The following is a 14068-nucleotide window of genomic DNA, read 5'->3' as shown; positions in this document are numbered from 1 at the left end:
TTGCTGTTTTTATTTAGAATAAAGTTTAGGGAGGTATTATGAAAAAAAATAATAAACATATTTTTTTAAGCTTAATAACATGGCTTGTCATTTTAATAATATGGTATATTGTTACAGAAACGAGGATGGTTCCGCCGATTAAATTACCTTCACCAAGTCAAGTAATAAATGTTTTTGTTGATATTGTAAAAAATGGATACAATTATATTTCTTTATGGCAACATTTAGGTATAAGTTTGTTTAGATTGTTATCAGCGATTATTTTAGCTATTTTGACAGCTATACCTCTAGGATTAGTTAGTGGATATTTTCCAAAATTAAAGGCAATATTTAATTCTGTAATTAATTTTATTAGACCTTTGCCTCCATTAGCATATTACACATTATTAATTGTTTGGTTTGGGATTGGTGAAACATCTAAAGTGACACTTTTGTATATTGCTGCATTTATGCCTATCTATATTTCAAGTTTATCAGCGGTATCAAGAGTAAATCAAAACCTAATTATGTCTGCAGAAACTTTAGGTGCAAACAATAAACAAATCTTTTTCAAAGTTATCTTGCCGGCATCCTTACCTGAGATATTTGTTGGTATAAGAACTGCGGTATCTATTGCGTATACGACACTAGTATCTGCAGAAATGATTGCGGCAACTGCAGGTATCGGTTGGATGGTTTTAGATGCTTATAAATATCTTAAAACAGAAGTTGTATTTGTAGGCATTATAATTATGGGATTGACTGGGATATTGCTAGATTATATTTTAACTAAAATCGAGAAAAAAGTAGTCTTTTGGAATGGGAAGTAGAGGTAATTAGATATGAATTTAAGAAATAATAGATTTATATTTTTTACTCTATTATTAATTTTATTGTTATTTGTTGGATGCAGTAAAAAAAATGGTTCAAAACCTGAAAAAATAAAAATCGGTACAATTAGAGTTCCCGATGATAAAACAGTAGCATACGAATTAGGTTTTTTTAAGGAATATTTTGAAAACAAGGGAATAAAAGTAGAACTTATATTTTTTGATTCAGGAACTGCAGCTAATGTAGCCTTTGCATCGGGAGATTTAGATTTTGCCGAAATGGGATATACAAATGGTGTAGTTGCATTAAATAGAGGTTTAGATGTAGAGCTTATCTGGATACATGAGGTATTGGGCTCAAATGAAGCGTTAGTGGTTCAAGATGGCAAAAATATTAATTCAATAAAAGATTTGAGAGGAAAGACCATTGCGACACCTTTTAGTTCTACAAGTCATTATTCATTGATGAAAGCTTTGGAGCTTGAAGGACTTACAGCAAGAGATATTAAGCTTTTAGATATGAACACTGAAGATATAGTGGCTTCATGGTCAAGAGGTGATTTGGATGCTGTATATACTTGGGAGCCTACACTTGGCGAGATAAAAAAGAGCGGCAAGGTATTAATAGATAGTGCGGCATTAGCTGAGAAAGGCATTACAACTGTAAATATTGAATTAGTTAATAAACAATTTTCTAAGAAATATCCGAATTTGGTTGCTGATTATATAAAAGCTTTAGATAAAGGTATAACAGAATTCAAAGAAAGACCGGAAAATGCTATAAAAGCGGCGTCAAAATATCTGGGGGTTAAAGAAGATTTAGTAAAAAGACAAATGGAAAGTACTATTTGGTTAAATGCTAGAGAGCAGTTGGATAAAAGGTATTTAGGGACAAATAAAAATCCTGGGGATTTTAACAAGACATTTTTAGAGACGGCAAAATTCTTACAAAACGAAAAGAAGATAGATAAAATTCCTACAATGGAACAAATCGATGAATTTATTAATAGCAAATATATTGAAAAAAGCTTAGATAAAAATGGGGAAAATAATGAATAATTTAGTAGAACTTAAATCTGTTTCAGTTGAATATGATGGACAATCAGTCAAAACAAAAGCGATAGAAGACATTAATCTTGATGTTAAAAAGGCTGACTTTGTAGTGGCTTTAGGGCCTTCAGGTTGTGGAAAGACCACATTATTAAACACTTTAGCGGGATTTGTAAAACCAACATCAGGAAAAGTTTTATTAAATGGTAAGGAAGTAACTGGTCCAAGTAAAGATAGAGGGGTAGTGTTTCAACAAACAAATCTATTTCCTTGGTTGAATATTGAACAAAACATAAAGTTTGGTCCAAATATTCTTAAAGAAAATAAAGAGGAAGTTGAAAAATCATTTAATCACTATATTGATATCATTGGATTAAGAGAATTTAAGAAGCATTATCCATATGAACTTTCTGGTGGGATGCAGCAAAGAGTTGCTATTGCAAGAACTATGATTAATAAACCTAAAATTGTATTGATGGATGAGCCATTTGCAGCGTTAGATGCGATAAATAGGAAATTGTTACAAGATTTTTTAAGAGAGCTTTGGTTTAATGAAAAATTTACTGTCTTTATGATAACACATGATATAGATGAGGCTTTAACATTGGGAAATAGAGTAATTGTAATGGACAAAAATCCAGGAAGAATTGACAAAGTGTTTAATGTAGATTTTAATAAAAAAATACTTGATGACAAAAATTACATTCCTTCATTAGATCCTGAATATTCAAATATTAAAAAAGAAATTTTTATGTTATTAGAGTCATAAATCTATTTGATAGAAAACTCCATTTTGAAATTAAACAATTTATTGTTTTTATGGTATTATAGATATCGGTAAAATAAATATAAAGGAGTTTTTAATGAATTGTTTAGTTGGCCAGTCGGGAGGACCTACGAGTGTGATTAATTCCTCATTAGCGGGGGTTATTCAAGCTGGGATAGATTTTAATTTTGAGAAGATTTATGCGTTAAGACATGGAATAGAGGGACTATTAAGGGATAATATAGTTGAAATTGATAAGGAAAAATTTGTTTCAGAAAATATAAAAGATAAATTGATGAAGAGACCATCTTCAATTTTGGGTTCATGTAGATATAGACTAACAGATGATTTAAACGATGATATCTATAGATTGATTTTTGAAAAGCTGAAGAAATTAGAGATTACAAATTTCGTATATATTGGTGGAAATGACTCAATGGATACGGTTAAAAAGTTAAATGCTTATATGATAAAAAATAAAATTGATTGGATAAGCATTGTTGGATCTCCTAAGACAATTGATAATGATTTAATGGGAATGGACCATTCTCCAGGATTTGGTTCTGCTTCAAAATATATTATAAATACAATAAATAACATTCGTACTGATGTTGATATTTATGATAAAAAAACTGTTACTTTTGTTGAAATTATGGGAAGAAATGCAGGTTGGTTAACTGCGAGTTCATTACTTACAAATTACAATAGAGATAAAAGGGTTGTAAATTTAATATATTTAAGTGAAAAGCCTTGTACAAAAGAACAGATAATTGAAGATATTAAAAAAGCTCATGAAATTGAGGATAATGTAATTGTTGCAGTTTCTGAAGGTTTTATGGATAGTGAAAAATATTTTGAAAAATCTGTAATTAGATCCTATGATCAAGGGTTTAATCACCCAATTATATCTGGGATTGCAAGTAGAATTTCTGATTATATTTATGATGTAATGGATATAAAAACTAAAGCGGTAGAGCTAAATATTTCTCAAAGGACTAATCACATTATTAGTAAAACCGATTCAGAAGAAGCCTTTGAGCTTGGATATAAATCATTGGAATGGAGCAGAGAAAAAACAAATATAGTACCAGTTATAAAAAGAAAAGATACTCAATCATATGAAATAGAGTTTAGTCATGTTATTTCAGGTGAGATTGCAAATATGGAAAGTATAATACCGCAATCATGGATGAAAGATATAGAAACACTAGAACAAAAAATTTATCAATACGCACTTCCGTTGGTAAAAGGGGAGATGCCACAAGAGTTTGAAAATGGAATGATAAAATATATTACTCTTGATGATATTATCATTTAAGTTTTCATCTCATTTTGGAGGTAAAATTTGAATAAGAAAAATAAGATAATAATATTGTTAGCAGTATTAGTTTTTGCGATAAGTGGATGTAGTTTATTTAAAGATGGAAATGAAACACTATATGAGAAAAACACTGTCGACGAAGTAGAGACAAGTGAAGATACAAAAGATACGTCAGAAGAAAGCTTGATTGAAACAGAGACAGAATCAAAAGAAGAAACTGAAACTGAAACTGAATCTGAAGAAGAAACTCAAGATGAAAAAACACCAGAGACACAAAAAGAAGAGATAGTTTATGAAAAAATTCCTAATGATGAGATTGATACATTTAATGGTATACCAATAAATTTTGAAAATTCATATAAAGTGATTTTTAGGGATGATAAATTAACTATTGTAAATAAGAAGTTTAGATTAGATCCAAAATATAGACCAGAAAATATTGTAAATATTGATGAAAAATATACTGTTTATGGATATGCTCAATTAGAAGGTGAAGCTTATGAAGCATTCTTGAAGATGAGAAATGCATCGGAGGCAGAAGGGCTTGATTTAAGAATTTCAACAGGATATAGAGACTATGATTTCCAAAAACAACTTTATACTGGCTATTTAGCAAAAGATAGTCAAGAAGAAGTTGATAAATTATCTGCAAGACCAGGACATTCAGAACATCAACTTGGTACAGCTGCTGATTTTTCTGGAGGTAAAAATAATCTTGAATCATTTACCGGTACTCCAGAGCAACTTTGGATGGCAAAAAATGCTCATAAATTTGGGTTTATTTTAAGATATCCAGAAGGTAAGGAAAATATAACAGGATATTCTGCGGAATCATGGCATTATAGATATGTTGGTGATATTGCAGAGAAAATATATAATTCTGGACAAGTATTAGAAGAATATTTGGGGATAGAATAATAAAATATAAAAAACTGCTAAATGACATATTTTAGTCATCTAGCAGTTTTATTTTTTTATGAATTTCTTACAATATAGTTATTTGCACCAAGGCCAGCAGTAGCTCCGCTTCCTAATGCAATTACTATTTGTTTAAATGCTGTATCTGTACAGTCTCCTGCTGCAAATACTCCTTCAATAGATGTTTGACCTTCAGGGTTTACAATGATTTCACCCATTTTTGTCTTTTCAACTTTATCACCTAAGAATTCTGTATTTGGCACCAGACCAACTTGGATAAAGCATCCATCGATGTCTCTTGATATTGAATCACCAGAAACTCTATCTGTATATGTTAAACCTGTTACCTTACTGTCGCCATCAATTGAAGTTGTTTGAGCATTTGTAATTATTTCAACATTGTCTAAAGATTTTAGTTTATCTTGTAAAACATTGTCTGCTTTAAGTTTATCAGCAAATTCTATCAATACTACTTCACTAGCAATTGGAGCAAGATCTATAGCTGCTTCAACTCCTGAATTTCCACCACCAATAACGGCAACTTTTTTATCTCTGAAAAGTGGACCATCGCAGTGTACACAATAAGCTATACCTTTATTTTTATATTCTTTTTCTCCAGGAATGCCTAAAAGTCTCCATCTTGCACCTGTCGCAATAATAGCTGTCTTTGCGTTTAATTCTTGTCCATTATCTAATTTCACAGAGATATTGTCATTTCTTTCAATATCTTCAGCTCTATAGCCTTCAAATAATTGGATATCATATTCTTTAATATGGCTTTTCACTTGTTCCATATATTTTGGACCTTCAGTGTAAGCAGTACCAATTATATTTTCAATACCTAAAGTTTCAGTAACTTGTCCGCCAAATTCATCACATACTATTGCTGTTTTTAAGCCTTTTCTTGCTGTATAGATAGCAGCAGCACCTGCAGCAGGACCACCACCAATGATTAATACATCAAGATTTTCAACATTTTTAATGCTATTTGATGATTTAGCACCAGCAACTTTATCAAGTATTTGGTCAAGATTTGTTCTACCACCCATTAATTCTTCTCCATTTAAGAAGATGGTTGGTACTGCCATAACACCTCTTTCTTCAACAAGATCTTGGAACGCTCCACCTTCAATCATAGTGTGTTTAATCTTAGGATTTAACACGGACATGATATTTAGGGATTGTACAACATCTGGGCAATTATGACATGTTAAACTTACAATAGTTTCAAAGTTTAACTCTTCATCAATATCTTTTATTCTTTTAACTTGTTCTTCTGAAATTTTAGGAGCTCTGCCTCCAACTTGTAATAGAGCCAAAACTAGAGATTCAAATTCATGACCTAGAGGAATCCCTGAAAAAACAATACCTGTTTCTTCATTTTCTCTATTTACAGTAAAAGATGGAGTCATGCTCAATTTTTCTTCTTTAACTGTGATCTTATCTGAAAGATTAGAAATTTCAGATAAAAATTCTTTCATTTTATTTGAATTATCACTATCATCTAAACTAGCAACTATTTCGATAGGATTTTCTAATAGCTCTAGATATTGAGATAGTTGATTTTGTAAATTTGAATCCAAAATCATTAGATTTTACCTACTAAATCTAATCCTGGTGTTAATGTTTCTCCAGATTCTTTCCATTTTGCTGGACAAACTTCACCTGGGTTTTTTCTAATATATTGTGCAGCTCTAATCTTATCAATTAATACTGAAGCATCTCTACCAATACCATCAGCATTGATTTCTAATGCTTGAACAACTCCGTCTGGATCAATGATGAATGTACCTCTTTGTGATAATCCATCTTCACCAAGGATATCAAATTGTTCTGAAATTACATGACTTGGATCACCAATCATCTTAAATGTAATTTTTGAAATTTTTTCTGAATGGTCATGCCATGCTTTATGCACAAAGTGTGTATCAGTTGATACAGAATATACTTCTGTGTCTAATGATTTTAATTTTTCGTATTGTTGTTGTAAATCTTCTAGCTCAGTTGGGCAAACGAATGAGAAGTCTGCTGGATAAAACATTACAACGCTCCATTTACCTCTTAAATCTTTGTCTGTTACTGTTACAAATTCTTCTGTTGAAGGATTGTAAGCTTGAGCTGTAAATTCTTGTATTTCTTTACCTACTAATGACATATTGTCCCCCTTTAAATATTTAAAGTATGTAATATTCTTATTACATATTAATTATATCAAATATGGATTTTATTTCAAAAAACAAAACCATTCATAAAGTTAATTTTTGTTAAGAAAAATAAAGAATTAGTTAAATATTCAACATATACAGGAAAAAATGAATATTTTACTTTAAAAAAAGGCGAAAATGAGGTATGCTATTTTAAAAGAAGGTATCTATATATAGTAGTATATAGACGTTTAAGTTATTTTTTAGGGGGAATAATGAAAAATAAAAGAGCAGCAAATAAAGTATTAATATTTTCTGTGATATTCTCTTTGATGGCAAGTTTTGCATTTAATAGTGTTTTCGCTGCTACAGAAGATGATATTGCCAATATTGAAAATAAGATTGTAAACATTCAAAATGAGATAAATCAATTAAGCGAGTTATCAGAATCAAAAATTTCAAATATTAAAGAAGAAGCTCAAAGACAAAAAGATGAACTTTTGACAAAATTAAATGAAATTCCAAATGATGGAACTGCAGAACAAGAAAGAAATAATTTAATGGCTGGTATAGAAAATCTAGAAAAAATTATTAGTTCTGCTGATAATGTTGATTTTTCAGATCCTAGTACATATCAAAGATTTATAAATGAAGTAAATGAATTAAATATACTTCATACAAAGACTGAAGAATTAGCGAAATTAAGAGAAGAGTTAGATGAAGCTAAAAAGACATTAGATACTAGTCAAGAAACATCTAAGGAGACTCCAAAAGAGACTCCAAAGGAAACTCCAAAAGAAACAGAAAAAGAGACACCAAAGGAAACACCGAAAGAAACTATTAAAGAAACACCGAAGGAAACAATAAAAGAGACTCCGAAAGAAACATCAAAGGAAACTCCAAGTGAAACTTCAAAAGAAACGATAAAAGAGTCACCAAAGGAAACTATCAAAGAAACTATTAAAGAAACAAAAAATGATAATAGAGTAGAAACGACAAAGGAAACAGAAGAGGATAAACCATCTAGTTATCCAAGTCAGGGTAATAACGGTAGCAATGACAATAATAACAACAATAGTAAAGTAGAAACTCCAATAAATAAGCAAAATACACCAATTATGGTGGGAAGCCTTATTGATTCTAAAATATTTAATAAAATTATTGACGATAAGAGAAATAATATAATAAATAATCCTAATAATAAGGACAATATTTCAACAGATAGCGACAAAATATCTGATACTAGCTATATTGGAGCAGAAGCGAAAGTTGAAAATCCAGAGACTTCAGATAATTTTGATTTTACTTTAATGGGAGTGCTATTAGTAACAAGTGTTATTGGTTTAGTTGTCATTCAGAAAAATAAGAATAAAATGTAACATTTTTGAAACAGTAGAGAATTTAGACGATTCTTTACTGTTTTATTTTTTTAACCATCTCCTTTGTTATTGATAACAAGAGCTTTGGGTAAATTTATATTGACTGAAAATATAATACAAGGAGGAGAATAATGAAAAAAATAATTGCATTACTATTATCATTGGTATTGGTATTTTCAATCTCAGCATGTGGTAAAAATAATGACACTGCTGAGGAAGGGGATACAGTAGAAACCGTAGGTGATGTAGAAAGTATTGAAGAAACAAATAATCAATAAGATTTAAGTAGTACAAAGTAAAAATTAATTTTTTTGTTTAAAACAAGGATGAAGAAAATTCATTCTTGTTTTTTTATTTGTTGAGAAAATTTAATTAGTAAATAAAAATATTAGAATTAATTATCTGAATATCACAGATATCAAAATAAGCATATTTATCATTATATAAGATATTTTATTTGAAAAAAAATATATTTGCCATGCTATAATGGAAAAATCCCACGAAAAAAAAGGAGGGGGTATTAAATGAGAAAAAAATATACTACAAAAAAATAATTTCATTTGTGTTAGCTTTTTCAATTGTTTGTGGTTCATTCAGCAGCCCAGCGGTACAAGCAAAAAACGCTAAAACACAAACAAAAAGCGAGTCAACATATAAGGCGGGGAAACAAGGTACAAAAGAAATGTCTTGGAAACCATCCGAAGATTTAATGAAATTTTAGAAAAATGAAATAGATTTTACTAACGTATCTGCACCTTTATCCTATGATTCTATAAAAGATGAAGCACAATATAAAAATTTATTAAAAAAATATATATTAAAATCTACAGCAGAAATGCAACCAGTTATTTACCTTTATGGAAAAAGAAATTATGCAAAAGAAATCTTTGAATCTGTAATTTATAACCCAGCTTATGCTTCAACAATAAAGCAAGTATTGAATTGGGGAATTGAATCAGAAGAAGTAGATTTTTCAAAAGGAATCTATTTAAATAAGATTTATGTAAAATATTTAGAAAATAGAGAAAGTGGAGCATTATCCGAAAAAGTAGTATCAAGAATAGTAGATTTCCTTAATAAGAAGAAGGAAGAATTTATGCTTAAAAACAAAAATCTTAGCGAAGATTTTGTAAAAGCTAGATTAATCCACGACTTCTTAGTAAGATACATAAAACCAGATGGTGATACAAACAAAAACGAATTTAGCAGAAATAAAGATATGCTTTTCGGTACAGATAATCAATACGAAACACATACTTTAATTAGCGCAATGTTGTCGCAAAAAGGAGTATGTCAAGCATATGCAATGGCATTTGATAGAATCGGTTCAAGAATGGGATTAGAAACAAGATTTGTCAGAGGTAAGAAATCAGGTGTGACTTTAAACGATGAATCTGCAAAAGAAAAGGAAAAAGTTACATATGATATTTTTGTTAATCAATACCATATCCAAAAATTAAGATGGCCAGAAGCTAATCATGCTTGGAATCAAGTAAAAGTTGATGGAAAATGGTACAATATCGACATTACAGATGATGCGTTTTATTCAAATATAAATAGAGAATATCAATATAGAAAATTCTTATTAACTGATGAAAAACTAGGTGAAATAAATTATTATGATATTTTAACAGAACAAGGAAAGAAGAAAGCCACCAACTATGTATTGTGGAAATCAGAAGAAGCTGAAAAAACATCAAATGAATATAATCTTGAAGATATAGTAAATGAATATACTCGTATAGGTTTAGGAAAATTAAGATTTACAAAATATAAAACTAATTTAGATAGTATGAAGTTATTCGGTGATGCTGCTCGTAAATATTCCGAAGGAAATAGTGATCAAAAATTCTCTATCGAAGGTTTAGAAACTAAAAGTGAACCAAACTTAAAAGAAGTTTCATTTATTTCAGCTGCACTAACAGGAAGTAATGAAAATCCGGTTGAAGTTGAAACTAATACAGATGAAGCAAAATTAATTAAAAAATTAGGCGTTTCTATTTTAACAAGTACTGAAAAAAATAGAGAAGAAATAGGAACATCAGGTAAAAAAAGAAGTTGAGCTTACTGAAGAAAGTAAGAAGAAATATGAAGAAGCTAAATCTACAGAAAATCAAGTTTTAGAATTAGAATTTTTTGGAAAAGAAAACAAACAACAAAAAATTAAAGTATTTGTTAAACTTCTAAAACCAGAAAATATGAAGAAATCATCTCTAAGAATTAAGCTTAAAGATGAAAATGAAAACAAAGTAATTGAAGTTAATAGAGAAAAATACAAACAACCAGTTGATGGAGATCAAACATTAAACGATAGAGCTAGAAAGAAAATCCAAGATTCTATTTTAGAACAAGTTAAAAAGAATATTGTTGTAGAAGAGAAAAAAGAAAATGATTGGGCTAAATACGAAGGCGGAAACAAAGTAGAAGCTTCAAATTGGGAGGATTTTGATTTCCTTGAAAAAAATGTGGAAAAACCAAAAGATGATTCAACAGTTTCTCTTAATTTATACGTTAAAGATGCAAATGGCTTGATATCAGAACTAAGGGATACAGTAAAGGTTAAAATCAAAAAACATGTAAAACCTAAATCAACAAAAATCTTCCAAACAAGAGATACAATCACATTTAGTATGACAAAGGAAGAATTTGAAGAGCTTGCAAAAAGACCATATACAATAAATGATGGACACAGATTTAACTACTATATTGAAAATAAAGCTGGATTAAAAGCTCAAAAAAGAGTTTATGAAGATAGTGATTTGTTAGCTAACACACCAGTAAAACTTCAATATATTGATAAAGATAAAACAGTATATGATTACGAAAATAACGAAAAACATGTATTTGAGTTAAAATCAGATCAAAATGGTAAAGAAAAAACAATTGACCCATGGGATTTCTTTAAAACACCAGGTGAATATGAATTTGTTTATTCTGCAGGACATAATATTGATGCTGAAATTAGCAAAGTTACAGTTAACCTTATAGTTGTTGGAAAAGCTTCATCTGAAGAAGAAAAAGAAAATATAGATCTTCAAGAACAAAATAATGCTGAAGATTCTGAAGATTCAGAAATCAAAGTAGAAGAAAAAGATAATGCTGATACTGAACAAGTTACTGAAGATGCGACTGTAGAACATTCCAAAGAAGGAGCTACTGAAGATGTTGCAGTAGAACATTCTAAAGAAGAAGCTGATGAAGATGCAAATGGTGAAAATTCTGAAGAACAAGTAGCAGAAGAAGGAAATGTAGAAGAATCTGAAGAACAAATTATAGAAGAAGGCAAAGTAGAAAACTCTGAAGAACAAATAGCAGAAGAAGGAAATGTAGAAGACTCTGAAGAACAAATAGCAGAAGAAGGAACTGTAGAAGATTCTAAAGAACAAGTAGCAGATGAAGCGAATGTTGAAGATTCTCAAATTCAGGATGAAAATGTTGATGCTCAAAAATTATCGGAAGAACCACAAGAAGATGAAAAAGAAGTAAATGGATGGGTGAAATCTGGAGATAAATGGACATATTTTGAACACGGCAAACAAGCAAGATCTGAATGGAAATGGATAAAAAATGCTTGGAAATTCTTTAATTCTAAGGGTGAATCTATGGCGCAATTCTACCATGAAAATGGCATGATTTGGTTATCCTTAGAAGGTCCAGACACAAGATATCAAAAAGGTTGGTGGACAAATCCAGAAAATGGATATAGATACTTCTTTAGAAAGTCCTCTGGAACAATGGTAAAAGGAAGACAATTCATCGATGGTAATTGGAGATTTTTTAGAAGTTCAGGAACAATGGCGACAGGCTGGCAAAAATTATCACAAGGCTGGATGTATTTCAGACTAGGGACAGGTACACAAGCATTTGGATGGCAATTTATCGAAGGAAAATGGAGATATCTAATGCCTGAAACAGGTGTAAGAGTTTCCGGTAAAAAAATAATTGATGGAAAAATGTACAATTTCACTTGGGATGGAAAATTAATAGGAAAAAAATAAAGGGAAAAGAGGCTTTGGCCTCTTTTTTTTGATAGATGAAAAGAGGTGGATACCCCGGAGGGGTATCTACTGTCGGATTTTGTTTATTTGAGAATGATAATGTGTTTTGCTATAGGAATTTATAGATTTTATGGTCCTAATATACCCCTAGGGGGTATAAGTTAGACCACGAAAAAAAATAATATGGTCCGTAGATACCCCAGGGGGGTATAAGTCGGTCCAAAAATTTCATTGTATAAATTGTGTATATACTATGATTTTGGGGATATATGGTCCTAAATATACTGGGGAGGGATATTTAGGGACCATAAGATTTATTATTTTTCTCTATTTTATGGTCCTAACTATACACACCCCCGGTATATTAGGACCATAAAAAATAAGACATGGTCCGTAATATACGGTAGGGCGGTATTTAAGGACCATGAAATTCCTTATTTATTATGAAATAATATAATAAATATGCAAGAATTATCCAAAATCAACTCGAAACTATAAAAAACAACTCAAAATCAACAAATCCACTATATGAATTTATATTTTCAATGATTTGATATATAATTGTCTATATACAATAAAAAGAAAGTAGGAGTATTTATGAATCAAACAGTAGAATATATAAAAAAATTGGTGGCACTGCCATCTCCAACAGGTTATACAAAGGAAATAATGGATTATATTGTGGAAGAAACAAAATCTTTTGGATATGAGCCAGTTTATACAAATAAGGGTGCAGTAATGGTAAGTGTTAAGGGAAAAGATGACACAAGACATAGGGTATTGACTGCGCATTTGGATACTTTGGGGGCAATTGTGAGAGCAATTAAACCAAGTGGAAGATTGAAAATAGATTTGGTGGGTGGTTTTACTTACAATTCTATTGAGGGGGAAAATTGTATCATTCATGTTACAAAAAATGGTAGAGAAATTGAAGGTACTATTTTGATGCATCAAACAAGTGTACATGTGTATGCTGATGCAGCGAGTGCTAAGAGAGATCAAACTAATATAGAGGTTAGAATTGATGAAAAGGTAACAAATGAGAAGGAAACAAGAGATTTAGGTATTGAAGTAGGAGACTTTATTTCATTTGATACTAGAGCGACGGTTACTAAATCAGGATTTATAAAGAGTAGACATTTAGATGATAAGGTAAGTGCGGCTATTTTACTTAATCAATTAAAGAAAATTAAAGAAGAAAATATTGAATTACCTTATACAACACATTTTTATTTTAGTAATAATGAAGAAATTGGATATGGTGCTAATTCAAGCATTCCGGCTGAAACTGTAGAATATATCGCTGTGGATATGGGCGCTATGGGGGATGACCAACAAACTGATGAATATTCTGTTTCTATTTGTGTGAAAGATGGATCTGGTCCATATAATTATGAGTTAAGAAATAAATTGGTTAATTTATGTAATGAAAATAAGATTGAATATAAGTTAGATATTTACCCAAGATATAGTTCAGATGCTTCTACTGCAATGCGTGCAGGATATGATGTTAAGCATGCGTTATTTGGTGCAGGTATTGAGTCAAGCCATTCTTATGAAAGAACACATATTGATTCAGTAAATGCTACAGAAGAATTGGTTGAAACATATATAAAAAGTGAGATGTGATAGAGTTGTAGATTTCTAAAATGTTTTCTTAATAATTTTGTAATTATTAGTTAA

The 14068-nt window shown here is 30.2% G+C and carries 12 protein-coding genes; 10 read left to right on the top strand and 2 right to left on the bottom strand.

Annotated elements, in window-relative coordinates:
* Positions 1–38: 38 nt before the first annotated feature.
* The 5 genes from HMPREF9709_RS06465 (at position 39) to HMPREF9709_RS09650 (ending at position 4864) form a co-directional block, all read left to right on the top strand.
* On the top strand, positions 39–809 hold the full coding sequence (locus HMPREF9709_RS06465) for an ABC transporter permease (protein WP_005398792.1): 771 nt from the start codon (positions 39–41) through the stop codon (positions 807–809).
* A 12-nt stretch (positions 810–821) separates the two neighbouring features.
* Positions 822–1868 carry a taurine ABC transporter substrate-binding protein gene (locus HMPREF9709_RS06460; protein WP_005398791.1) on the top strand — a complete coding sequence of 349 codons (1047 nt, stop codon included), beginning with the start codon at positions 822–824 and terminating at the stop codon, positions 1866–1868.
* Positions 1861–2628, top strand: coding sequence for an ABC transporter ATP-binding protein (locus HMPREF9709_RS06455; protein WP_005398790.1), 768 nt, complete (start codon positions 1861–1863; stop codon positions 2626–2628). Before HMPREF9709_RS06460 ends, HMPREF9709_RS06455 begins: the two co-directional genes overlap by 8 nt.
* A 94-nt stretch (positions 2629–2722) precedes the next feature.
* Positions 2723–3943 (top strand): diphosphate--fructose-6-phosphate 1-phosphotransferase, encoded by a 1221-nt coding sequence (locus HMPREF9709_RS06450; RefSeq protein WP_005398789.1) that lies wholly within the window; start codon positions 2723–2725, stop codon positions 3941–3943.
* A gap of 27 nt (positions 3944–3970) precedes the next feature.
* Positions 3971–4864, top strand: coding sequence for a M15 family metallopeptidase (locus HMPREF9709_RS09650; protein WP_005398788.1), 894 nt, complete (start codon positions 3971–3973; stop codon positions 4862–4864).
* A 56-nt stretch (positions 4865–4920) separates the two neighbouring features.
* Here HMPREF9709_RS09650 and ahpF read toward each other — a convergent pair whose 3' ends face one another.
* Both ahpF and ahpC read right to left on the bottom strand, forming a co-directional pair.
* A complete protein-coding gene (ahpF, locus tag HMPREF9709_RS06440; protein ID WP_005398787.1) occupies positions 4921–6453 on the bottom strand; it encodes an alkyl hydroperoxide reductase subunit F in 1533 nt (510 codons plus the stop codon).
* Positions 6453–7019 (bottom strand): alkyl hydroperoxide reductase subunit C, encoded by a 567-nt coding sequence (gene ahpC, locus HMPREF9709_RS06435; protein WP_005398786.1) that lies wholly within the window; start codon positions 7017–7019, stop codon positions 6453–6455. The genes ahpF and ahpC overlap by 1 nt, the downstream gene beginning before the upstream one ends.
* Positions 7020–7283: 264 nt before the next feature.
* On the opposite strand from ahpC, the gene HMPREF9709_RS06430 reads away from it, so the two are divergent.
* From HMPREF9709_RS06430 to HMPREF9709_RS06415, 5 genes are all read left to right on the top strand, one after another.
* A complete protein-coding gene (locus tag HMPREF9709_RS06430; RefSeq protein ID WP_005398785.1) occupies positions 7284–8387 on the top strand; it encodes a hypothetical protein in 1104 nt (367 codons plus the stop codon).
* Positions 8388–8518: 131 nt separating this feature from the next.
* Entirely contained in the window at positions 8519–8665 is a 147-nt protein-coding gene (locus HMPREF9709_RS09955) for a hypothetical protein (RefSeq protein ID WP_005398784.1), read from the top strand.
* Positions 8666–9222: 557 nt separating this feature from the next.
* On the top strand, positions 9223–10449 hold the full coding sequence (locus HMPREF9709_RS06425; RefSeq protein ID WP_005398783.1) for a transglutaminase domain-containing protein: 1227 nt from the start codon (positions 9223–9225) through the stop codon (positions 10447–10449).
* Positions 10450–10585: 136 nt separating this feature from the next.
* Entirely contained in the window at positions 10586–12385 is a 1800-nt protein-coding gene (locus HMPREF9709_RS10140) for an N-acetylmuramoyl-L-alanine amidase family protein (protein ID WP_005398782.1), read from the top strand.
* 597 nt (positions 12386–12982) lie between these two features.
* Positions 12983–14014 (top strand): M42 family metallopeptidase, encoded by a 1032-nt coding sequence (locus HMPREF9709_RS06415; protein WP_005398781.1) that lies wholly within the window; start codon positions 12983–12985, stop codon positions 14012–14014.
* Positions 14015–14068: the final 54 nt, after the last annotated feature.

It is taken from the genome of Helcococcus kunzii ATCC 51366 (assembly GCF_000245755.1).
Classification (GTDB): domain Bacteria; phylum Bacillota; class Clostridia; order Tissierellales; family Peptoniphilaceae; genus Helcococcus; species Helcococcus kunzii.
Note: the sequence above shows the minus strand (reverse complement) of the source record. Positions and strands in the feature narration are given on the sequence as shown.

Excerpts from the sequence above, each read along its gene's own strand:
- HMPREF9709_RS06460 (WP_005398791.1), top strand. The coding sequence starts at position 822 with ATGAATTTAAGAAATAATAGATTTATATTTTTTACTCTATTATTAATT.
- HMPREF9709_RS06430 (WP_005398785.1), top strand. The coding sequence starts at position 7,284 with ATGAAAAATAAAAGAGCAGCAAATAAAGTATTAATATTTTCTGTGATA.
- HMPREF9709_RS06415 (WP_005398781.1), top strand. The coding sequence starts at position 12,983 with ATGAATCAAACAGTAGAATATATAAAAAAATTGGTGGCACTGCCATCT.
- HMPREF9709_RS06450 (WP_005398789.1), top strand. The coding sequence starts at position 2,723 with ATGAATTGTTTAGTTGGCCAGTCGGGAGGACCTACGAGTGTGATTAAT.
- ahpF (WP_005398787.1), bottom strand. The coding sequence starts at position 6,453 with ATGATTTTGGATTCAAATTTACAAAATCAACTATCTCAATATCTAGAG.
- HMPREF9709_RS06465 (WP_005398792.1), top strand. The coding sequence starts at position 39 with ATGAAAAAAAATAATAAACATATTTTTTTAAGCTTAATAACATGGCTT.
- HMPREF9709_RS06425 (WP_005398783.1), top strand. The coding sequence starts at position 9,223 with ATGCAACCAGTTATTTACCTTTATGGAAAAAGAAATTATGCAAAAGAA.
- HMPREF9709_RS06455 (WP_005398790.1), top strand. The coding sequence starts at position 1,861 with ATGAATAATTTAGTAGAACTTAAATCTGTTTCAGTTGAATATGATGGA.
- ahpC (WP_005398786.1), bottom strand. The coding sequence starts at position 7,019 with ATGTCATTAGTAGGTAAAGAAATACAAGAATTTACAGCTCAAGCTTAC.
- HMPREF9709_RS09955 (WP_005398784.1), top strand. The coding sequence starts at position 8,519 with ATGAAAAAAATAATTGCATTACTATTATCATTGGTATTGGTATTTTCA.
- HMPREF9709_RS10140 (WP_005398782.1), top strand. The coding sequence starts at position 10,586 with ATGAAGAAATCATCTCTAAGAATTAAGCTTAAAGATGAAAATGAAAAC.